Origin of the sequence: Prosthecobacter debontii, from assembly GCF_900167535.1 — a bacterium.
Taxonomy (GTDB): Bacteria; Verrucomicrobiota; Verrucomicrobiia; order Verrucomicrobiales; family Verrucomicrobiaceae; genus Prosthecobacter; species Prosthecobacter debontii.
This window is the reverse complement of sequence record NZ_FUYE01000003.1, coordinates 21315-44317: the sequence shown is the minus strand read 5'-3', so window position 1 is coordinate 44317 and position 23003 is coordinate 21315. Positions and strand designations below refer to the sequence as shown.

Genomic DNA, 23003 nt, shown 5'->3' with positions numbered 1-23003 from the left:
TGATTTTGGGTGACTCAGGGTTTGGCAGCGGTGAAAGCCTTTTCAATGAAGCCACCCCGTGTCTTCGTTTGCGTTAGTGTGGAAGTCGGAACGCCGAGCTTCTGAGCAAGCTCCAGCCAGCGCGTGCGGGTAGCGTCATCAAGGGCTTTATCCAGTTCCACAGCATGGCCGGGATTGGCCTCGTAATACTGGCCATGCAAGTTCTTGCCACGCTGGCCAAGTTTCGCAGGCATGGGATTGAGGCCATGCAGGCCGCCCGCAGTGCCCCACCACTGGACGGCGGTGAAGAGAGTATGTCCTGGCGGCACATCTGCGACATAGAGGGTGGCTGAGTGATCCGCCCAGAGCAGGGTTTGAAGCTTGGGCACGGGGACATCCTGCACGCTTTGGCCGGATTTTGCAGCAAGTGCAGCGGCGTGTCCTGTCGCTTGTCCCAGGGACATCCAGATCGGTTCCAGCCGCAGGGCACAGAACCCGACGTGAGAGGAAGAGAGCGCTACGGGAACCAAGAGGTTTGTGCATTCAGCAGCCTTGGGCACCAGTGCACCATACGGGATCTGGTAAGGCGGCACAGGATTGTAGAGCTCGCCACCATGCTTGCCGCCGATTTGAGGTCCTTCGTGAGAGGTGCCGTGGCAGTTGTTCCCATAGTCTCCCATGGCGATGGAGTCCGTGAACAGCTTCGCCCGCGCGTCTCCAGCGGCGTGCTCGCTATCCTGTTGCACATAGATATGCTCCCCCGTCATACGGCGGGCTTCGCGCACATAGAGTTGGGGTGGCAGGTGGTCGGTCTCGGTGAACTCGTCTTTACACCATCCCCAGGCTCTTGCCGGTTCCTGGATATGAGCCGGAACGGCTTCATCGTTGATCAGGAAGTAAAGCAATCCCACGTTGTAACGGAGATGTTCGGCGAAGATGGCTTGGCGTGCAGCGGCATCCCCTTCCGGCCAGCCTAGATTATGTCCCGGCATGGAGAGGCGAACAAGGCCGCGAGAGACATCGTTCAAGTCATACTTGTGGTTCGGTAAAGCCGGTGTTTGAGCCTTCACGATGCATTTGGAAGGATAACCAAAGACGCGCTCGATTTCGCCAGGCTTGAGAAAATCCAGCACGGGCAGGAAATCCTCCCGTTTGTAGCCGGCAGGTGCAGCGATCGGAACGCGATTGGCAGAATCATCGGTAGCGCAGAAGCGGAAATTGTAGGCCTGCAATTGCGAGTCACCTTTTTCAGGAGCTAGAGATTCGCCATAGTCATCCCGCCCTTCACGTCCGACATGATAACTGACGCCTGCTTTCGCTAAGAGGTCGCCCTCATAACTGCCATCCACGAAGACCTTGGCATGAACACTCAAACCTTTGAAGTGAATCGCACCGATCTGGGTGCCCTCCTTTTCCACCTTTTCCAGCGCGGCGCCACGGTGAATCTGGATGCGCGATTCCCCCGCCAGCATTTGCTCCAAGATCAGGAGGTTCACTTTGGGCTCGCCAAAGGTGCCTTCGAAGCAGGCTTTGACCTGCTCTGAATCGGCACCGTAAGTCTTCACATAATAGGCTTTCACCTTCTGGCTAAACTCCAGAAAGCTGCCCGTGAGGGATTCCAGCGAATGGAAGTCGGTGTGAGATAGACCGCTGGTCAGCAAGCCTCCGATGCGGGCCGTCGGCTCGACCAAAACCACCTCACTGCCTGAACGCGCGGCTGAAAGAGCGGCCGCAACACCGCCGGGAGTGGCACCATAAATGCACACATCCGTTTGCAGGTCAGCAGCGGATAAGCCCGTGAAGGCGGCGAGAATGAGAGACAAAGCAACGAGACGCATGGCGGGTAGGGCCAAGCTATACGTCACTGAGGCAGCCACTCCAACAAACCTTCCGCAGTCTTTTGATAAATCACGGTTTTGGTTTTCTCGGGATGATCAGGGCCTTCGGGCAAAAGTTGCCCCTCTGGATTGAACCAAGTGGTGCGTCCTGCTTGATAACGTATCCAGCCCATGAGCTTGCCGGCCTCATCATAACGGCGGATATCTCTCCAGGGTTTAGGTGTTGTTAGACGAGGGTCCACCCAAGCTGGTGCGGTGGAGCGTTCCAGCACCTCTGGGAACAAGGCCTGACTCATGACGGTCAGGTTCAAACCGCTGATGTAGTAGCGATCTGCCAGTGAAATCCGGTCTGGCGGTGCTGATGTCGTGACATGTCCGTTGGCCTCAACCATGAGCACATTGAGATCCTGGAGGCGTTTGATTTCCCTTTGGATATCGCCTGTTGCGCTCGTCTTCGGCGATTGGGCCGCGAGGGGGACCAATTCCTTTTGAAAGGTGAGGTAGAGATCGGTGAATCCGGCAATGGCTTCCAGTGACCGTTCGATGGCTGTGCGGACGGTCAGGCCACGATCACCTTCCAGTTTTTCATTCAGTGTCTTGGCGAGGTCATCCTGAAGACTGTTTTTCAGGATCGGAGCACTGTCCTTGCGGGTTTCATCGGACTCTAGTTTTTGGATCGATTGCCAACGTTGATTGAGCGGTATCCAGATCTTTTGAAGGCTTTGACGTTCTGGTTCTGTCAGCAGCTTTTCCATGAGTCGGCTGCGCAGTCCATCTCCGGCGAGCGAGGCGGCGAGCATGGCCTTCAGCCAACGTAGGTCACGCGGATCGTTGGGGAGTCCGAGATCTGGATTATGCACCTGATAACAGATTTCCGATGAGTGTCCTTTCTCATCATAAAAATGCATTTCGTTAGGCAGCATGTAGAAGCTGAGGATGGCAGGGGCGCTCACGGTGAGGCCATTGGTGGCGAAGACACCAATGTCCACGCGATGGCTGCGAAGCCCTTTCAATGTCTTGATCGGAGGCTGCCAGCGCACATGCAGTTCGGTGATGGCGCCTTGGGCCGAGTTTTCCAGTCGGATCAGGCGCGGGTCACCCTGCAGAAGTTGCCAGCGGAGTTGCACCGGTCTGCCCATAAGGTCGGCACTTTTTTTCGTACTGATCTTCATAACATGCTCGGAGGTGTTTCCTCGCATGATGCGGGCAATCGAGACAGGGGTGTCGGCCAGCTTCCAAGGGTGGGCTTTCTCCGCCTCAAAGTAATCCCGACCGTTTTGCATCTCCGTCTCTTCGATGACTTCAATTTGGGGCAAGGGAGGGATTTGAGGTGGTCGCATGTCATGAGCCATGCGCATCATCTTCTCTTCGTCGAGATCCGCTGCATCGAAGACGACTGGGTGGGCGATGCCTGTGAAATAATCCTCTTCTTTTTGAACCCGTTTGTTAGACTGGCGGAAGATGGCTTGCACAGTCGGCATCAGCAGTCGCTTTTCGATCAGTAATTGCTGCGTCGCCGGAGGGAATGCGGCGATGGTGGTCAGCACGGAATTGAGAAAAGGCTGATCGCTCCCCGACGAACCTTGCGAGATGAGAGTGCAGGCGTTGTTGGTAGGATAGAGATCCCCATAACCGCCGACACCATTGCCGCCGGGATCGTAGTCCTGATGCTCCGGATAAATCATCAGGTTACAGGCCAGATACTGCATCATCAGGAAACGCTGACCTTGAGGATCTATCTGATACATGCGTGGCAGGCTGCCGCCTTTATCCGCAGGGGCGGACATGGAGCAATTGCCTACCGTGGGTGAGGTGCGCAGGGCAACGGCGGGTCCCATCGCTGGGCCACTCTTCGAGTCCGGCTTGAAGATTTGAAGTTGGGGATAGCGCCCTGGTTCCAACGGGGAGTGCTGACCGTCCCGATTTTCATACGTGATGGCGGTGAGTCCTGCTGCGGTCCCGGCTTGATACCAATCGTTGAGCAGTTTTCCCACCGCGTCGCCGCGTGTGGTGACCTGCGCTGTGGCGCTGACACAGAGGAGAGCGCAGAGGCCGAGGAGCCTCTGCCAAAAACAAAAAAGGTGCATCCTCACGGGCAACAGCATCCCGTGAGCCGACATCCTGTCAATCAAATGCCGGATGAGGAAAGTATCACACCAGGTCAGCGCGGGTATAAGCCGCCACGACGGGGTAACCTTTGCTCTCAATGTTGTCCCGTCCGCCTTCTTGGCGATCCACCAAAATCAGCGCAAAAGCCACCTTACCACCCTCGTCCTCGATGGCCTGGATCGCTTTCAGGGTGGAGTCACCCGTGGTGATCACATCGTCCACCACCACGACGGGTTGAGCGGGATCAAAGTTCCCCTCGATGCGCTTGCCCCGTCCGTGGCCCTTGGGTTCTTTACGCACGTTGAAGGCTTGTACGACCTTGGCGTCACCCGCTAGGCTCGAGGTCATCGCGACGGCCAACGTCAGGGGATCTGCCCCCATGGTCAGGCCCCCCAGAGAGCCAACGCTGATTCCCAGGGCTGCCTCTTTTTGGCGCAGTAAATCATGCAGCACCCGACCCACCAAAACCGCACCACGCGCATCCAGAGTGGTCAACCGGCAGTCCACATACAGATCGCTCTCTTTGCCTGAAGCCAGAGTGAATTTTCCAGTTTTGACGGATTTGGTGCGGAGGATTTGGGCGAGTTCAGCGCGGTCGGATTCGAGGGACATGCCGAGCGTTTAGCGGGGATGATTCGCGACGCAAGGACAGGATTTTTCGGCGATCTGAAAGGACACAACATTTGTAGTTGGTTTTTGATCCAGAATCGGGCTTTTTATTCTGGGTAATTATTCTATGAAAATGGGGATGAAAAAATTCCGAGGCTGCAAGTTGGGGCGTTGGTATTTAGGATTATTGCTATCGTATGGCTTAGTCTCAGCGCAGGAGGAAACTGCACGATATGAAATGCTGAAATTCGGCGAGGATAAGCATGTCCTGACCTCTTCGTTCAAGCTTCCGGAGGGGGGCTATCAGGGAACAGGCGCAGTCACTATTGATCCTGGTCCTGATCGGACCTGCACGCTGACGATTCCCGACAGGTGTGTCATTGAATCCACTCGTTTTATCGTTCGGGCTGGGGGACGCTTGAGCGTCCGCGGTTCGTTGTTGAGGAACTGTTATATCGGTATGGACCCAGGTGCTGAGGTAGCGATTGATTCCTGTGGTTTGGAGAAATGCGAGTTTGCTTCGCCCAATGCTTTGAAGCTGGATTTTCCATCGGAGATCAAGATCACCAATTCCATCTTGCAGGCGGGTGCTTGGTTTTCTCCCATCAATCTCATGGGGCTAAAGATGATGGATTGTGTGGTGAGAGAGCTAGAATCATCGCGGTATACCATGCGTTGTGCTTTTGGCGGTGCACTTGCCCAGAAAAGCGGCCCTTTTACACCTCTAGCCCTGGCCCGGAGCCCTTTGATCCAATACACTCGATTTGACCAATGCGCCATTGACCGATCTTTGTTGCTGACCAGTTCTCATGTGACGTTTGAAAACAGTCGCGGCCTATTCAATAACCTGCTTGCTGCGGATGGGCTTGGAGCTTCGACAAGCGTCGTTTTGCCCATTCGTTGGATAAATAGTCAGCCTGAGGAGTTGCCAACAAATGTTGGGTTGCTGGTCCTGAATGAGGAAATTGCTGGTGGGTGCCGTTTGGAGGCGACGGTCGAGGATGGGGTGCTCAAACTCAAAGGGCTAGACGTACAGGCGGCCTTACCACTGACAAGTATCTTGCCCGAGTCCGGCACACCTAGCACTGATAGCTCCATGCAAGGTAGGGACACGCTGGCGACCGATGGGGTGGAATTGAAGTTGGAGCAGTCCCATGTGAATGGATTACTTATCATGCAACTGGCCTCCGGGCGAGAAGCAGGCCAAGTGACCAAAATGAATATCACGGCCGTGCCGGGAAATGCCTCGCTTAACTTTAGTCAACCAGTCGGGAGTGATATGCGCATCGCCCTGAACGAAGTCACCAAATTCATGAGGCTACGCCATAAGGGGCTCGCGGCAGGTAGATCGCTGGAGATCGCATTTGAAGAAAAATATTCAGGCAAGGATGGTCCTTCAGCGGCGGTGGCGTGTGGATTACTCGTGGAGTCTGTGATCATGGGTAAGACCTGGGATCCTACGTTTGCAGTCACAGGGGACATGAATGCCGATGGAAGTGTCCAACCCATCGGCGGAGTCGCGGCTAAGGTGCGAGGAGCAACGAAGGGTGCTTGTAAGATCGTCGCTGTGCCAGCCAAGAACGAGCGATCTGTTCAGGACATCCTCGTGTTGGATGGTCCAGGACCGCTGGCGGCGATCCATGTCTTTGCTCTGGAGCAATTCAATCAAGCCGTGCAGCTAGCCGACTCAGAGAGAACGGGGACGCTTCAGCAAGCTGTGGCTGAGTTTGATGTCATTCGCAGCGCGCTCCAGCGTGATCCACGGCAGATGTTGGCCATTCTGCGCACGCCTCACGCCATCACTCGGCTGCAAGCAGTCCTGGAAAAAGCCCCTCATAGCCTCTCGGCAAAATATTTGTTGATGTATGCCCAGGGACGGGTGCCGACAAAGCTGTCGCTGGCGGGTTCCATTGAGGCGGCGGATGCGGGAGCCATGGGGCTGAGCAGTTCAACCAAAAACGATTTTTCCGGAAAAACCGCTTTATCGTTTCAGCCCGATGAACTCGGTGGGTCCATCAATCGACTGAAGAATCTGCGTCCGCGTCTGGACCCTCGCGTCTGGCCTTATGTGGACAGCCTCGTGAGCTGTGGAGAGATTATTCGCGGAGAACTGCTAAATCCATCCCGCACTCAAAACAAGTTCAACGAGATGCTGGGGCGGGCTCGACAAGCCGGACGTTCGGCGGATGCGGCCAAAAGCAAGCTGCTGAGTGACCCCGAGGTCATTGAAGATCTCGGCCTCTAAAGCGGTAAGCACTTGGCAAGAGCGCTGATTTCACGATGATTGGCTGCTGCTCATGTCTCTCCGTGATACTTTACTCAATCTCGCCATCACTGCGGTGCTGGTGCTGATTGTTGTACTCGGTGGGATCTTGCTCAAAGAAAGCCGCTCAGCTCCTGCGCGGGCGATGCCCGTGAAGGTGGCGGGTGTGCCGGGGGAAACTCTGCCTGATGAGGGAGGGGCACCCAACCCGGTGGAGGAGAAATTTCTTATCTTTCCGAAGGCGTCATTGGTCGAGAGCCGTGCCAATGAGGCCGACACCTTACGCATTCGCATCGGCAATGATGAGTACATCTTCGTGCTCTACTTTGTGGATGCTCTGGAAGCGACCATGACGCATCCCCAACGGGTGGCTGAGCAGGCTCGCTACTTTGGTCACACTACGGAGAAGGTGATCACGTCCACGGGGGAGGAGGCGGCTGCTTATGTGACGGAGCTGCTGAAAACCCGTCCGTTTGAGGTCCTTACTCGCTGGGAACGCGTGCCCAATACGCTCCGTTATTATGCCCTCATCCGTTTCCTGCGTGAAGATGGGCATCGGGTGTATCTCATGGATCTACTGCTGCGCAAAGGCTATGCGCGGTTGGACGGGGTGGACACGGCTCTGCCCGGCGACTCTCGGGATTTACCGACTTATCTGGCTGAACTCATGGCTCTCGGCCGCCGGGCCAGGGAGGAGAAAGAAGGGGTTTGGGAAAAGGTGGCGGCACCGTGACGGACGGATCTTTTCGTCTCCTCGAAATTCGGCTGAGAGGCTTATTCCAGATCAGGGCTGAGTCTTCTCGCCTTCGGTGATTTTGCTCTGCTTCAAGCGGCTGCGCAGCTTTGACCAAAAGTCTTCGTCGTCAGCAGAAGGACCCGCATCTGGGAGATTGGGGGTCACCGTCGGCACCTTCACGGTATCGCCTCCGTCACTACGGGCATCGGCCAAGGATCGGCCATAGGGAGCAAACAAGCCCATGGGGATGGGATACTTCTGGAAGTTGGTCTGGAGATTTCGATGCTTATTGATGAAGTCCGTGGGGCTGTAGTAGTTCGTATTGTCACGGGCGAACTGACTGCGGTTCATGCCGATGCGCAGGTTTTTCCGCATCTCAAAGTGCAAATGCACCAGATACATGCCGTTGTTGCCACCCATGGTGCCCACGAGTTGACCTTTCTCCATCACCTGGCCCACCTTGACGAGGCGCTGTTGGAGGTGGGCGTAGAGGCTATCCACCATGGCGATTTTGCCCGTTTCGTCACGGTAGGCGTGACGCACGATGATGCAATTTCCCCAGCCGACTCCGATGTTCTCGGAAATGATCACCACTCCGCGGGCTGTGGAGTAGATAGGAGCGCCGAGGTCACTGTCGCCACCGCCTTTGCCATTCCAGTCTTCCCCGAGGTGGCCGTTGGGCCAGTAACCGCGAGACTTGTAATAGCCGTCGCCATTGGGCTTACCGACAGGGAAGTCAAAACCATCGGCCAATTGGCAGCGGACAGAGCCAGTGGACTGAGCCTGACTGAGGGTTGCCAGTAGCAGCAGGCCGAAAAACAACAGCCCTCCACACCAGGAGACTGGGCGTGGGGGGCTGAAGGTAAAGGCTGGGCCGCCGTTCGTCATGGGGCGGTCAGAGGGTGGTTGGTTGAGACTCGGAAAAGGAGCCTTTGGTTTAAGGGTTGGTGGCAGGTGCTGCAGGGGCCGCTGGAGCAGGAGCGGGTGTCGTCGCAGGGGCGGCTGGCGCTGGAGCTGGAGTCGGGGCCGGAACTGCTGGTGCGGGGGCTGGGGCAGGTGCCGCCGGAGCGGACTTAGGCTCTTCTTGCTTAGCAGGAGCTGGTGCTTCCGCCTTTTTCTCCGCAGGAGCGGCTGGGGCAGCTTCCTTTTTCACGGCTTCCTGGAGGGGCTTAGTGGGCGGACTGGTTTCCACAGCAGGCTTGGCCTCGCCAGACTTGGGCGCCTCAGCAGGGGCTGCTGGAGCAGGAGCGGCAGGTTTTTCTTCCACTTTGGGGGCTTCCACGGCGGCTGGGGCAGGGGCGGAGAAAAGTTGCGTGTTAGCGCGGGAGGATTGTTTGCGTGTCACCAGCATGGCCAAGCTCAGGGTCAAGATGAACAGGCCCACTGCCAAATACACCGTGAACTTCTGAAGCACGTTGGTGGTTTGCGCTCCGGCGATTTGAGACATCATGCCATCTCCGAAAGATGCACCAAGGCCTTCTTGCCGCGGACGCTGCATGAGAACGACGAGGATGAGGAGAAGGCAGACGAGGACTTCGACTACCGTGAGAATGCCAATCAAAATGTCCATAAGGGGCGGCGAATATGGGGGAAGTCCTCTCTTTGGCAAGCAGCTTCTACCAGGGGGGTGCAAACCGGATAGGAAAGCCTTTGAAAATGAGGGGCGGGGAGCAGTTCAAAAATAGGTTGGGTGACACTTCTGCCAGGGAGTTATTCACAACGTCTTGGTTTTGAAGGAGTTTCTGCATTTTTGCGACAATTCTCAAAAATCAGCCTCTATTTTAACTTTTTAACGCGCAAAAAATTTTATCCCTGTGGAACGCTTACCGCTGCGCTGTGAAACATCTGGTAGTGGTGAAGTGGGGTAAAAACATCTCGCCCTCCACAAGATGTAGTGCATAATCTCCCCCGCCTCTCGCAATATCTGGTGGTTAGCGATCGGCGGTCTTTTTTCACAAATTCGATTCTTCTCTGCTTTTTAACCCAACTCTGAAGCTCCCCATGGATAAGATCTACAAGATTGGAAACCGCGAATTCCCTCTCGACCAAGACAAAGCCGAAGCGGCCTTTGCCGCAAAAAAGGTGATCAATGGCCGTCAGACGATGACCTTCAATCTTTTGCCTCTGAAATATCAATGGGCTTATGATCTCTATCGTGTCATGAAGGCTAACCATTGGGAGCCTGAGGACATTCAGATGCAAAAAGACGTGGAGCAGTGGCGCTCCCACGACATTTCTCAAAACGAGCGCTGGATCATCATGATGGGCATCGGTTACTTCTCCGCAGCCGAGGGCATCGTCGGAGACAATGTCCAGCACGTGGTGCGTGAGCTCGTCACTGCACCTGAATTGAAACTCGTGTTAGGCCGTCATGCCCATGAGGAGAACATCCATGCAGACTCTCTATTGTACATGATCTCCTCCCTGGGCATCAATCCCCATGAGTGTGAGGCCATGTTTGAGCAGATCCCGACGATCGTGAAGAAAAACGAATTCGTCACCAAGCATTCGAACAACCTGCGCCGCGATCTCGACCTGACCAAGCTGGAGAACAAACAACTCCTGGCCAAGAACATCTTCGTCTTCGGCCAGTGCATGGAGGGCACGCAGTTCTACGGTTTGTTTGGCATGATCCTCAGTCTGTATCGCCAGAATAAGTTCCCCGGCATCGGTCAGATGTTCCGTTATACCCTGCGGGATGAGTCGAATCACATTGAGGTCTTCCGCAATCTGTTCATGGACCTGATCGAGGAAAATCCAGATATCTGGACTCCCGAATTCCGCGAAAATCTCGTCGATACCATGCGTGAGGCCGTAACTCTGGAAAAAGAATTCATCCGTGACTGCCTGCCCGTCAATGCGGTGGGCCTAAGCGCGGATGAATTCGAGCGCTACACCGACTACATCGCTGACCGTCGTCTCGCCGGTTGCGGTTTGCCTGCCCTGAACCCTGGCGTCACCAACCCACTGCCTTGGCTGGCGGAGATGATGGATGTGCGCAAAGAGCAAAACTTCTTTGAAGGAAAAGTCACCGACTATCAAAAGGCCTCCGCCCTGACGGTCTGCGACGACGACGATCTGTAACCCGCATCGCCGGGTTGGGGAGGTCTGTCGCCGGGCTGCCGGTGCTGGCTTCTCAGGCTCTCCATTTCCCCCCATTGAACGACATTTTACTCCCACTCTAGCTCCCTACTGCCATGTTCAAGGACCTGCTTCACGAAGACAAGGAACTCAAAAGAGTCGCCCATACCCCTAAAGACCAAAAGCCTCATTTTGAATGGAGCGCTCTGGCTGTCGGAGGTGGCGATACGGCTTCTTCCATTAAAGTGAAAGTCGGCGGTGGCGAACGCGACTTCGACATGGGCGAGATCGCCGATACCGTCGGCAGTGCCCTGGCGGACCTGTTCATGGCACGCCAAAAAGAAGGCGACATCTACAACGAGAAAAATCAGCGTCTGGTGCAGACCATCGCCCAGGCGGTGACGACTGAACTTCAGCAGCGCTCCTCAGAGCTCGTGGAAGGCGCTGGCTTGCTCAATAGCAAGGACATCTATCACTGCATCGAGCGTGCGCTCGTCCGCCACAATGCCCACGACATCGCCCGTAGCTTGGCAGAGCGGCGCAAGCGTGTCGAAAACGATGCTTTTGGTGACAGCCACCCACAGCCCCTGATTGTGAATACCAAAGTCATCCGCCGCAGCGGTCAGCTCGTCCCCTGGAATCATAACAAGATCGAGATCGCTGTCCGCAAGGCCTTCCTCTCCATGGAGCTGGACTCCACTCCTGCCGTGCAGGTAGCGGAGGCCGTCAGCCAGGCCGTGGCAGATGAAAACAAGCAGTTCATGCACATCGAGGACGTGCAGAACATCGTCGAAGAAGAGCTGATGAAACAGGGCTTCTACAAAGTGGCCCGCGCTTACATCCAATACCGTGCCCTCCGCTCCAAGATGCGTGAGCACGACGAGGAAGTCGCCGCCGTGGCTGCTGAGCAGGACCAGGATCAGCAGGCCCTCATCGTGGTGAAGGCCAGCCCCACCGAGACCTTCTTCTGGGATGGACAGGACCTCAAAAAGCGCATCGACTTCGCCATGCTCGGCCTGGATCTCTGCCTCACCCGCAGTGAGATCGAGATGGAACTGCGTCGCTCCCTGAACTCCGACATCACGCTGGATCACCTGAAGCAGACCGTCATTCTGAATGCCAAGACGCTGATGCAAAAGGATGCCGACTTTGCCAAGTTCGCCGCCCGCATCCGCCTCAGCTACATCTATGAGGAAGTGCTCGGCTGGGACATCGTCAAAGACGGCATCGAAGCCCTGCGCGACTTCCATCGCCGCGCTTTCCGTCGCAACCTCGCTCGTGGCGTGGAGATCGATCGCATCAGCCCTCGTCTGCTCGAGTATGATCTGGATAAGTTGGCCGATGCCCTCGATCCCGCGGCCGACATGGACTTCGACTTCCTCGGCATCCAGACCCTCTACGATCGCTATCTCATCGTCGATAAGAAGGTGAAGCCTAACAAGCGTTTGGAGTCGCCTCAACTCTTCTGGATGCGTGTGGCCATGGGCCTGTGCATCGAGGAGGAAAATCCCGAGGATAAAATCATCGCGCTCTACCGCCTCTACAAAGGCCGCCGCTTCTGCTCCAGCACACCCACTCTCTTCAATAGCGGCACCCTGCACAGCCAGCTCAGCTCTTGCTACCTCTACAAGGTGGATGACAGCATCGAGTCCATCATGATCCGTGGTATCGCGGAAAACGCCTTCCTCTCCAAGTGGGCTGGCGGTCTCGGCGGTTCCTGGACCAGTGTGCGTGGCACCGGCGGTTACATCAAAGGCACCAATGGTGAAAGCCAGGGCGTCATTCCTTTCCTGAAGCTGCATAACGACCAGCTCATCGCCGTGAACCAGGGCGGTAAGCGTCGCGGCTCCGGCTGCGCCTACCTGGAAGTGTGGCACAACGACATCGAGGACTTCCTCCAGCTCCGCGTGAACACCGGTGACGAACGCCGCCGCACGCACGACCTGAACACCGCCAACTGGGTGCCCGACCTCTTCATGAAGCGCATGGAGTCCCGTGGCATGTGGACCCTCTTCCGGGCCAATGAAGTCGCCGATCTCCACGAACTCTACGGCAGCGCCTTTGAAAAACGCTACGTCGAATACGAAGCCCTGGCCAAAGCCGGGAAAATCTTCGGCCGCGAGATCGAGGCCCTCGACCTGTGGAAAAAGATGCTCAAGTCCATCTTTGAGACCGGTCACCCCTGGATCACCTTCAAGGACCCCTGCAACCTACGCAGCCCGCAGGACCACACCGGCGTCATCCACAGCAGCAACCTCTGCACCGAGATCACGCTGAACACCAGCGCGGATGAAACCGCCGTCTGTAACCTCGGCTCCGTCCTCATCGACAACCACCTCGACGACGCTGGCAATATCGATCACACCAAGCTGCGTGAGACCATCCGCACCGCCGTGCGCATGCTCGATAACGTCATCGACATCAACTTCTACCCCACCCCCGCCGCCCGCACCTCCAACGAGCGCCATCGCCCCATCGGCCTCGGCGTCATGGGACTCCAATACGCCCTCTACCGCAAAGGCGTCGCCTTCGCCTCCAAGGAAGCCGTCGAGTTCAACGACGAATTCATGGAAGCCGTCGCCTACTACGCCTATGAGGCCTCCAGCGACCTCGCCGCCGAAAAAGGCACCTACTCCTCCTACAAAGGCAGCAAGTGGGATCGCGGCCTCCTCCCGCAGGATACCGTGGACCTCCTGGAAAAAGAGCGCGGTGTCGAGGTCGAGGTGCCCCGTGGTGGTAAGATGGACTGGAGCGCCCTCCGGGCCAAGATCGCCAAGAACGGCATGCGTAACAGCAATGTCCTCGCCATCGCCCCAACGGCCACCATCTCCAACATCATGGGCAGCAGCCCGTGCATCGAGCCGCTCATGAGCAACATGCTCGTGAAGTCCAACCTCTCCGGCGACTTCATGGTGCTGAACCCCTACCTCATCCGCGACCTCAAGAAGCGCGGCCTGTGGACCGCCGACATCCAGAACAAGCTCAAATACATGGATGGCGAGATCGAAGGCATTGAGGAAATCCCTCAGGACCTCAAGCGCCGCTACGCCACCGCCTTCGGCATCGACTGGGCCTGGCTCATCGACGCCGCCGCCCGCCGTCAGAAGTGGATCGATCAGTCCCAGTCCGTGAACCTCTTCTGTGGAGAAAGTGACATGCGCACTCTCTCCCACATGTATCGAGGTGCCTGGAAAAAAGGCCTCAAGACTACCTACTACCTCCGCACCCGCTCCGCCTCCAACATCGAGAAAGCCGATGTCGAAGTGAAGAAGGAACTCCGCGGCGTCGTCGGTCAGGACACCGGAGCCAAACGCGAATACACCGCCGAAGAAGCCATGGCCTGCTCCATCGAAGCCATGCGGAATGGTGGCACGTGTGAGGCGTGTCAGTGACTTGTAGAACGAATTTCCAAATTCGTTGATTCCTCAACGGCGGGCAGAAATGCCCGCCGTTTTTTTGTGGAAGATAAAATGTTACAAAAAGTTGCATTTATATGCATTTAGCCCGATTAGAGGTCGATCGCCTAAGAATCAGTTATGATCCAAGCCAACCAAATTTTGGAATTTACGGACGTTGCTAAGCTACTCAATTACAGCCGTTCGACAAATATTGATTTAGACCCCAAAGAATCAGGTTTTAATTGGGCTAGGTATGCTGGTAAAAATACTTTACGTGGAGTTGATTACCCGTTTAATGTTATTTACCTTAAATCAAGTGCTTCAAATGCAGATCTTGCCGAGGCCATTAGTTGCGCTAAAAGAGTTCAAAATCCAGAATTGGTTCATGCTGCATCATTAAAGCTTGTTGAGTTGAAGCGTGCTAGCAAGGAAGGGTTAAAGGTTCTCGATACCAAGGCATATTTAGCTTCCTTTATTCACGATGAATTAAGTGGTTATACGGAACATCTTAAGGAAGAAAAGCCGAGCCATTATATTGACCCAAATATTAAAACTCCAAGTGGATTCAATAAAAAAACACCCAATCCACTTCTAAATTTCCTTTTAGATCCTCACTTGGGTGCAGGATATAGTGATGGGACAGTAGCTGTAGTCCTCGCTGAAGCAGGGCAAGGCAAAACTTACATGTGTAAACACCTAGCGTCTACAATCCTAGAACGCGGTTCAGACGTGATACCAATACTTATCGACTCTTCGCAATGGAAGAATATGCCTGTCGCTGATCAGCGTTCTTTGTCCAAAACCATTCTTAACTGCCTGCATCATTATGGATGTCCGGTTCCTTGGTTAACTAGTCATGAAGATGAGTTTATAGCAATAGCTTTGAAACTTGATCTTTTTAAAATAATATTCGACGGTTTTGATGAATACTTACTCAGTAATCGTGATGTAGCCCAAGAAGAAGATGTGATTGATGCTATTCGAAACTTGGCAGAAGAAACTGGGGCTAGAATAATTATAACATCGAGAACTTCTTATTGGCATGCCAGTATAGATTCTCAAATTGATCAGAGGATGCGTGAATCAACTAGTTGCTTATTTTATGAAATGGTTCCGTTTGAAGAGACACATGCTAACAATTATTTCCTTAAAAGATTTGGCAGTAATGATCGTTTAGTCTCATCTGCTGATAAGTTGTTTAGAAATCTTGCGGCTAGTGCAAGAGATTTGGTTGGAAGGGGTTTTATTCTTAATCTTATTGCTGATGTTGTTGGTAGCTCAGACGGCAAATCTTTTGCGACCATCTTAGCATCCTCCAATGCTATTGACTGGTTAATCCGTGAGCTTTGTCAGCGAGATCGTCATAGGCAGGAGCTGCCATTTAACTCCGAACAGCAATTTTCAATCCTTCGGATGTTTGCAGAAGAAATTGCTTCTGGTGCGTCCCCCGACTCCGAGCTTTTAGAATTGTGTATGGAGGTAGTTCAGCCTGTGCTTGATAGAGGTTCGCGGCAAAAAGCGGTTCAGAGCATGACATCTCACCCGATTCTACAAATGGACGGTTCATCGCGTAAGTGGTATTTCCGGGAAGAACAAGTTCGCACATACTTACTGGCCCATTTTTTAGCCAACGAACAACAAACCAGTCGAGTCGCTCGTTGGGTTTTGACACCAGGAGAGCAGCAAGATCTTATTCAAACTGTGGTTGAAATACTAACATTGGAAACAATCGCCTCACCGACTGATTCAATCAAAACGTTGATCGATGCTTTAAAGATTCATTGCTCAGGTAGATTTGCCGCTTCTCTAGCGTTCGCCGCAGTAGAAAAAATTACGCCCAAAGGAAAGAGCCACTTGGAAAGAACGGAATGTTTGGTGGAGTTGTGTGGATCTCCAATTAAAGATTTTGAGTTTAGTGGGACTATTAGCTCATTTAACTTTGAAAACGTATCTTTCATAAAATGTAAGTTTGACCATGCTACATTTATTAACTGTGAATTTGATGCCAAGACCGAATTCGCTGAATGTTCCTTCCGGGGGGGGATTGCTCCTATCCGATGTAATGGTTTAGGGGAGTCTATTTTCTTAGATAGCACATCATTTGATCCCTTCGCTCAAATGTGGATTGATCAGGTTAGGGTTAATGCTGGAAAGCGACAATATTCTGAAAGCGATCTTCGGAACGACATTGGCATTTTGTTAGAACGGTTTCTCAATAAGGGCAGAGTGATGCTCAGGACTGTTCAAAAATCCAACTTAACGCGGGGAGCTATTCGATCTTCGAAATATGCCGATCAGATTATTGAAGAGTTTCGAAAAATGCTTCTTGAAGAGCATCACCTTTCAGGGGTGTCAGAAACTGCTTACAATATTCGGCAAGAATTTAAAAATGATGTCATTTTCTTTGGCCAAAATAATAGTTTCGTTGGTCAAATCAATAAGCTGTTTATTACCTTGAAAAACAAGCTGCTAAATACGCTTAATTGATGATTTTGTTTTAATGAGGTTTGATGCCTAAATAGATTCAAATGGAGTGTCCAAATTAAATTATGACTTGTAGTTATTAGATAACTGAGAATACCTCCATGCGCAGGATCTCTCATCATCCAGACTTGGCGGTGCTGGGCTTGCAGCAATCCATCCTAGCGGGAGCAGGCATCGCATCTTTCGTTCTGAATGGCAACAGTTGGTGGCTGGCCAATGGGGAAGTGTCGTTTTTGGCCCTGCTATTGGGGAAACGGGAACACGCCCAAAACCCCTTGTTCATGCCGGAGCTTTGCCTCGCCGAAGATGAAGATTATGACGAGGCCTTAACGATCTTGACCGCCTATCAGGCCTCTGTGACCCCTGGAGAGGATTGGAGTTGTCCCAAGTGCGGGGCTGAGGTGCCGGGGACCTTTGCCATATGCTGGCAGTGCTCCTAGATACGGCTCTAAGACCTCCCGGAGGGTGGAGGGAGATTAGCCGGGAGGGGGAGTGAGGAACGAACGGAACCCCCGGTTGATGAAGGCCCCGTCGCAGCATCCCGAAGCGCCCTGGATGGGCGCGAGAAACAACCGTGTCGAGGTGCGGTTGGTTAGGCCAGTTCGCGCCTGATTGGTGATGATGGACTTCTCGCCTCCCTTCAGGAGTCAGGCTTTCCGCCCAAGATAGGGCCGCGTGAATCTGGTTTACAGTCCAGGCTGGAAAACAAACTCGTTAGGGCAACATTGGTTAGATATCGCGAGAAATGGGAAGGTCTCAGAAGAGAAAGGGCTCTTCGTTGCGTTTTTCCAACTACTGGCAGTATCCTCATTTAAAAGCCGAAAAGCATCCTGAGGGGAAGCGCTCGCAAACACCCTTGTCACTTGCGAATCGTGAACTTTTTGAACCAGATCACAGCAGGCTGAGTCTTGTAGCCCGCTGGGATGGGGATACACTTTTAGCCATGAGCACCAAACAGCAAACCTTGTCCTGGCTGGCCGAATTGCCGGATGAGTCACCTGTGTGGCGTGAGTTGCATGAGGACGCACGCCTCTTGCGGGATATTGCCGCTGCCGAGGAGGATGTGAGAAATGGCCGAGAACGTCCTTTGGCTGAAATTCCTAACCAAACAAACTCACATGCCCTGCATCCTCGTCGCTGATGGCTTTCTTCCTTGTCTTTGCAGGCACACTGGTCGCCACGGGGACCTCTTTGACGCTCTCGGCGGGTTGGTGACCGGCTTCGAGTTGTCGGAGGACTTCTCTGGCGCGGGCGATGACGTTCTCCGGTAGGCCGGCGAGTCGGGCGACCTGGATGCCGTAGCTTTTTTCGGCGCAGCCGGGGAGGATCTTGCGGAGGAAGATGATCTGCTGGTTCCATTCCTTTACGGCGACGTTGTAGTTCTTCACGGTGGGGCGGCTTTGGGCGAGCACGGTGATCTCCTGGCGCTCTTTCTCGGTGCTCCGCGAGAGTTGCTGTTTGAGTGGCTTCAAATCATTTGCCTTTTCTCTTTTAATCCACCCGGTTCACTTGGATGAACCGTTCTCTTCGCTATCGTCAGACGTGTCAGGCCTGGGTGGAGGCCATGCGTGAAGTTTCATGCGGCTCCGGGGGAGGTGGCATTGATGCCTTTTGTCTCGCGGATGAGCCATTCCGTTTTCCGATCAAGCCTTTCATCCTCAAGGAACCACAGGCGAAAAAGGGCTGTAAAGAGGCTAAAGATTTAAAAACGGAACAAAACTCGACAAAACACAACAATCGAGGTGCGAACATGCGGCTAGGCGGCCTAACCGAAAAGAGTCATCTGGCCTGCCTCGCTGTCGCTGGGGCTGCGCGGTTTGCGAGCTTTGGCGGGGACGCTGGTGGCGGAGGGGATGTCGGTGACACTGTCGGCGGGTTGGTGGCCGGATTCGAGCTGGGCCAGGACTTCTTTAGCGCGGTGGATGACGTTTTCGGGCAGGCCGGCGAGGCGGGCGACCTGGATGCCGTAGCTCTTCTCGGCACAGCCGGGCAGGATCTTGCGCAGGAAGATGATCTGCTGGTTCCACTCCTTCACCGCGACGTTGTAGTTCTGCACGGCGGGGCGGCTCTGCGCCAGGGCGGTGATCTCGTGATAATGGGTGGCGAAGAGGGTGCGGGCGCCGACGTGGTCGTGCAGGTGCTCGGCCACACTCCAGGCGATGCTGAGGCCATCGAAGGTGGAGGTGCCGCGGCCGATCTCATCCAGGATGACGAGGGAACGCTCGGTGGCGTTGTTCAGAATGAGGGCGGTTTCATTCATCTCCACCATGAAGGTGGACTGACCACGAGCAATGTCGTCACTGGCGCCGATGCGGGTGAAAATACGGTCTACAAGACCGATTTCCGCACTGGCAGCGGGCAGGTAACTGCCGATCTGGGCCATGAGGGTGAGCAGGGCCGTCTGGCGCAGGTAGGTGCTCTTACCGGCCATGTTCGGCCCGGTGATGAGGATGAGGCGGCTCTCCTCAGGCTCCAGGGTGACGTCATTGGGCACGAAACGTTCTCCGCTGGTGAGGTTCTGATCCAGCACGGGATGGCGACCATCGCGAATGAAGAGATTGCGCGTATCGTTAAGAACAGGGCGGGTGTAATTGAACAGGCGCGCGGTTTCCGCCAGGGAGGCCAGGGCATCCAGCACGGCAAGGGCGGAGGCGGTTTCCTGGATCTCGGTCAGATGGGCCAGGACCTTGTTACGCAGACTCACGAACTCTTCGTATTCGAGGGCTTTGCTACGTTCCTCAGCACCGAGGATCTTGTCCTCCATGCGCTTGAGTTCGTCGGTGATGTAGCGCTCGCCATTGACGGTGGTTTGCTTGCGATGGTAGTCGGCAGGCACGGCACCGACGTTGGCCTTGGTTACTTCGATGAAGTAACCGAACACGGCGTTATACTTGATCTTCAGGCTCTTGATGCCGGTGCGTTCGATCTCGCGGTTTTGCAGGTCGGCGATCCACTGGCGACCCAGGCTGGAGGCATCGCGCAGTTCATCGAGTTCGGGCAGATAACCGGGCCGGAAAACGCCGCCCTCTTTGATCTGCATGGGCGGTTCATCGACAATGGCGCTCTGGAGTTCCGTAGCGAGGGCGGAGAGATCGTGAAGGTGGGCCTGAACCTGATGGAAACCGGCGGTGTCAAAGGTCTCCAGGGTGGCTTTGAGGGAAGGGACGACCTCCAGCGACGTGGCCATGGCCAGGAGATCGCGACCATTACCACTGCCTTGGCTGAGGCGGCTGCTGGTGCGTTCGAGATCGCGCACTTCTTTGAGCAGAGTGCGGATTTGCCCCAGAACGATGGGTTCTGCCATGAGACCGCCGATCATGTCCTGGCGCTGGGTGAGTTGCTCAAGATCCCGCAGGGGGTGCAGCACCCAATGGCGGAGTTTGCGACCGCCCATCGGAGTGCAGGTGCGGTCCAGCGCGCTAAGCAGCGTGTGCTGGTTACCACCCCGGGCATTGACCAACTCCAGATGGCTCTGGCTGGCAGCATCGATCAAGACGAAGTCGCTGGTTTGGGCCACCCGCAGCCGCTGAATATGATCCACATTTCGGCGGAGTTGGAACTGCAGGTATTGCAGAATGGCCCCGGCGGCACAGATGGCAGCGCTCAGACCCTGGCAGCCAAAACCATCCAGGGACTTCACTTTGAAATGCTGGGTCAGGGCGTGGTCGGCCTGATCCTGAAGGAATAGATAGCCCTCAACGGCAAGCGCGTAGGACGGACGCCCCAGTGCAGAGATCAACTCCTGCTGTTCCTCATTGTACAGAAGCTCACTGGCCTGGATGCGCTCCAGTTCATCGGCTAGTTCGGCAGGTTCCTTGAACTCAGCGACTTCAAACTCCCCCGTGGTAAGGTCCACATAAGCGAGGCCCAGCTTTTTACCGGTCTGAAAAACGGCGGCGAGGTAGTTGGCTCGGTTAGACTCCAAGAGGTTCAGGTCATTGATCGTGCCCGCACTGAGGATCTGGGAGACGGCGCGCTCGACGATCTTACCGGGGACGGGATCGGTGGTCTGCTCAGCGATGGCGACGCGTTTGCCCGCCTTGATCAACTTGGCAATGTAACCCTGCGAAGAGTGGTGGGGAACCCCGCACATGGGCACGCCATTGCGCTTGGTCAGGGCCACATTCAGCAGGGGAGAGGCGACCTTGGCATCTTCAAAAAACAGCTCGTAGAAATCCCCCAGCCGGAAGAACAGCAGCACATCCTCCGGCAGCTCCCGCCGGATGGCGAGGTACTGCTTCATCATGGGGGTGGTGCTGGCGTCAGACATGGCAGGAAACGGAGCCTAGGCTTGGCTTCCGTGAGGGGTCAGGTCAAGGCTGGAAGTGAGGGAGATGAACAAACAAGTTGCGCAAACTCAGGAGTCGCCTATTCTCGCAACCCCTTTTCCGAACCTCGAACCTTCTATTCTACCATGTCCCAGCATCGCAGCCTCAAAACCGCCGGTTCCGTTGGCACCAAGCGCAGTGTCCTTAAGCGCGGTGAGCGCATCAAGCTCATGAAGGCGCGTGGTCAGTGGAAAGAAGGTCGTCTTCCGACCGGCCTGCCAAAAACCAAATCTGACTAAGCCTGTGCGGGTAGTCCCCGCCTACCCCTGTGCGACTCAATCGTTACCTCAGCCAATGCGGCCTCGGTTCCCGCCGTGGCTGCGAGCAGCTCATTCTTGAAGGCCGCGTGTCCATCAATGGACACGTCATTACCGATCTCGCCACTCAGGTCAATCCAGACGACCGAGTGGTGGCAGATGGGAAACCGGTGAAAACCGAAGCGGGCGTTGTGATCGCTCTGCACAAGCCACGCGGTTACATTTGTAGCCGAAGTGATGAGAAAGATCGCATGACGATCTACTCCTTGCTGCCCAAGCAATTTCAGTCCCTCCACCATGTGGGACGTCTGGACAAAGACAGTGAAGGTCTGCTGCTGATGACCAATCGCGGCGAGCTCTCCCACCGACTCATCCACCCCAGCATGGGAGCCGAGAAGGAATATGAGGTGATCGTGGATAAGGCCATGGACCAAGCCACCATGGCTAAGCTGGTCAAAGGTATGCTGACCGAAGAAGGTCATGCCAAGGCTGAGCGTGCATGGATGATCACTGAGTATCGTGCTCATGTGGTCCTGAAGCAGGGTCTGAAACGACAAATCCGCCTGATGTTTTATCAATTGGGCTTCGAAGTCGAGCGTCTGACCCGCACCCGCATCGGTTGGCTGGAGCTTAAGAATTTGCAAAAAGGCGGCTGGAAGCAGCTCACCGAGACCGAGGTTCAACGCTTCTTTTCTAAAGAAGGGGCCACAGGTCGCGCACCGCGTGCTGAGAAGCCTCGTGTAGCCAGCGCTGAAAAGCCGACTCGCCCCCAAGATGACGAGGGTGAGGCGTCTTTTACTGCTCGTCGCCCACGACTGAGTTCCAAGCCTGACCATGAACGCGGGCGTGGCCGTAGCGAGCGGGCTAAACCGAGCCGCAGTGACGACGAAGAGCGTCGTCCGAGATCAAGCGGACGTGGCCGACCGAGCCGCGGTGACGATGAAGAGCGTCGTCCGAGATCAAGCGGACGTGGCCGACCGAGCCGCGGTGACGATGAAGAGCGTCGTCCGAGATCAAGCGGACGTGGCCGACCGAGCCGCGGTGACGATGAAGAGCGTCGTCCAAGAACCAGCGGCCGTAGGCCTGCTCGTGGTGACGACGAGGAACGCCCTAGAGCCGGTGGCGCACGTGCTCGCTTTGCCAAAAGCGAAGGTGGTCCACGTGGCCGCTCTGGCAGTGGAAAATCAAGTTCCGGTCGGGCGGATTCGGCAGGTCGAGGACCTCGGGCTGGAGGAAATACCCGCCCGCCTGCAAAAAAAGGCCCACGTCGTCGTCCGTAAAACACGGATTCTCTTTATTCTTGCCACGCGAGTGAGAGGGGCTAACCTCATCACCGCCAATCGCACTCACATCCCATTAATGGACGACACAAAATCAAACGACAAGGAGGCCACAGCTTTGGACCTGAAGCAGATCAAACAGATCGTGGCCCTGATGGCCGAGAACGATCTCACGTATTTCAATTTCGAAACCCAAGGATCGAAAGTGGAGCTGCGCCGCGGCTCTGACTTCCAGGCGGCTAAAGAGCTGCTGAAAAATCTGCCGATGGCTTCTGCCGCCGCCCCGATGGCCTTGGCGGCTCCAGTCGCCGCCGCTCCGGTGCCTGTAGCAGGTGCTGCCCCCGCCGCTTCAGCTCCTGCTGCTTCGGAGCCTGCCGGTCCGACGATCAACAGCCCGATGGTGGGTACTTTCTACCGCTCCGCTGCTCCTGGTGAGAAGCCTTTCGCCAACATCGGTGACTCAGTGGATGAAAACAGCAATGTCTGCATCATTGAAGCCATGAAGGTGATGAATGAAATCAAAGCCGAGATGCGTGGCACCATTGCCCGCATTCTGGTGGAGGATGGCAAGCCCGTGCAATACGGTCAGCCCCTGTTTGAGCTGAAGGTCTAAGACAACCTGTGAGCTTACTCTTGACTGC

16 protein-coding genes are annotated in these 23003 nt (G+C 55.2%); 9 read left to right on the top strand and 7 right to left on the bottom strand.

Features of this window, described 5'->3' with window-relative positions; translation table 11 throughout:
* Positions 1–14 precede the first annotated feature (14 nt).
* From B5D61_RS04960 to pyrE, 3 genes are all read right to left on the bottom strand, one after another.
* On the bottom strand, positions 15–1817 hold the full coding sequence (locus B5D61_RS04960) for an FAD-dependent oxidoreductase (RefSeq protein ID WP_078812557.1): 1803 nt from the start codon (positions 1815–1817) through the stop codon (positions 15–17).
* Between the two features lie 23 nt (positions 1818–1840).
* On the bottom strand, positions 1841–3904 hold the full coding sequence (locus B5D61_RS04955; RefSeq protein ID WP_139373071.1) for a hypothetical protein: 2064 nt from the start codon (positions 3902–3904) through the stop codon (positions 1841–1843).
* 64 nt (positions 3905–3968) lie between these two features.
* Positions 3969–4538: an orotate phosphoribosyltransferase gene (pyrE, locus tag B5D61_RS04950; protein WP_078812213.1), complete on the bottom strand. Its 570-nt coding sequence runs from the start codon at positions 4536–4538 to the stop codon at positions 3969–3971.
* Between the two features lie 136 nt (positions 4539–4674).
* Between pyrE and B5D61_RS04945 the strand changes: the two genes are divergently transcribed.
* Together B5D61_RS04945 and B5D61_RS04940 are read left to right on the top strand one after the other, a co-directional pair.
* Positions 4675–6780, top strand: a complete 2106-nt coding sequence (locus B5D61_RS04945; protein ID WP_176159229.1) for a S16 family serine protease — start codon at positions 4675–4677, stop codon at positions 6778–6780.
* A 52-nt stretch (positions 6781–6832) separates the two neighbouring features.
* Positions 6833–7531 (top strand): hypothetical protein, encoded by a 699-nt coding sequence (locus tag B5D61_RS04940; RefSeq protein WP_078812211.1) that lies wholly within the window; start codon positions 6833–6835, stop codon positions 7529–7531.
* 51 nt (positions 7532–7582) lie between these two features.
* Here the strand turns inward: B5D61_RS04940 and B5D61_RS04935 are convergent, their stop codons facing one another.
* A complete protein-coding gene (locus B5D61_RS04935) occupies positions 7583–8422 on the bottom strand; it encodes a M23 family metallopeptidase (protein ID WP_078812210.1) in 840 nt (279 codons plus the stop codon).
* Positions 8423–8471: 49 nt separating this feature from the next.
* Positions 8472–9104, bottom strand: coding sequence for a preprotein translocase subunit SecG (secG, locus tag B5D61_RS26965; RefSeq protein ID WP_078812209.1), 633 nt, complete (start codon positions 9102–9104; stop codon positions 8472–8474).
* Between the two features lie 431 nt (positions 9105–9535).
* On the opposite strand from secG, the gene B5D61_RS04925 reads away from it, so the two are divergent.
* The 4 genes from B5D61_RS04925 to B5D61_RS04910 all read left to right on the top strand — a co-directional run bounded on the left by B5D61_RS04925 (position 9536) and on the right by B5D61_RS04910 (position 16937).
* Positions 9536–10618 carry a ribonucleotide-diphosphate reductase subunit beta gene (locus B5D61_RS04925; RefSeq protein WP_078812208.1) on the top strand — a complete coding sequence of 361 codons (1083 nt, stop codon included), beginning with the start codon at positions 9536–9538 and terminating at the stop codon, positions 10616–10618.
* A 113-nt stretch (positions 10619–10731) separates the two neighbouring features.
* Positions 10732–14007 carry a ribonucleoside-diphosphate reductase subunit alpha gene (locus tag B5D61_RS04920; RefSeq protein WP_078812207.1) on the top strand — a complete coding sequence of 1092 codons (3276 nt, stop codon included), beginning with the start codon at positions 10732–10734 and terminating at the stop codon, positions 14005–14007.
* A 144-nt stretch (positions 14008–14151) separates the two neighbouring features.
* The gene (locus tag B5D61_RS04915) at positions 14152–16500 is read left to right on the top strand and encodes an NACHT domain-containing protein (protein ID WP_078812206.1); all 2349 of its coding nucleotides are present in this window, start codon (positions 14152–14154) and stop codon (positions 16498–16500) included.
* 98 nt (positions 16501–16598) lie between these two features.
* Entirely contained in the window at positions 16599–16937 is a 339-nt protein-coding gene (locus B5D61_RS04910; RefSeq protein ID WP_078812205.1) for a hypothetical protein, read from the top strand.
* Positions 16938–17597: 660 nt separating this feature from the next.
* Here B5D61_RS04910 and B5D61_RS27190 read toward each other — a convergent pair.
* Together B5D61_RS27190 and mutS are read right to left on the bottom strand one after the other, a co-directional pair.
* Positions 17598–17969, bottom strand: a complete 372-nt coding sequence (locus B5D61_RS27190; RefSeq protein WP_217698917.1) for a MutS-related protein — start codon at positions 17967–17969, stop codon at positions 17598–17600.
* A 293-nt stretch (positions 17970–18262) separates the two neighbouring features.
* Positions 18263–20767, bottom strand: a complete 2505-nt coding sequence (mutS, locus tag B5D61_RS04900; RefSeq protein WP_078812203.1) for a DNA mismatch repair protein MutS — start codon at positions 20765–20767, stop codon at positions 18263–18265.
* Between the two features lie 144 nt (positions 20768–20911).
* On the opposite strand from mutS, the gene B5D61_RS04895 reads away from it, so the two are divergent.
* The 3 genes from B5D61_RS04895 to accB all read left to right on the top strand — a co-directional run bounded on the left by B5D61_RS04895 (position 20912) and on the right by accB (position 22975).
* The gene (locus B5D61_RS04895; RefSeq protein WP_078812202.1) at positions 20912–21064 is read left to right on the top strand and encodes a small basic protein; all 153 of its coding nucleotides are present in this window, start codon (positions 20912–20914) and stop codon (positions 21062–21064) included.
* Between the two features lie 29 nt (positions 21065–21093).
* Positions 21094–22362: a pseudouridine synthase gene (locus tag B5D61_RS04890; protein WP_078812201.1), complete on the top strand. Its 1269-nt coding sequence runs from the start codon at positions 21094–21096 to the stop codon at positions 22360–22362.
* Positions 22363–22441: 79 nt separating this feature from the next.
* Complete coding sequence (gene accB, locus B5D61_RS04885; protein ID WP_078812200.1) at positions 22442–22975, top strand: acetyl-CoA carboxylase biotin carboxyl carrier protein; 534 nt, start codon at positions 22442–22444, stop codon at positions 22973–22975.
* Positions 22976–23003 lie beyond the last annotated feature (28 nt).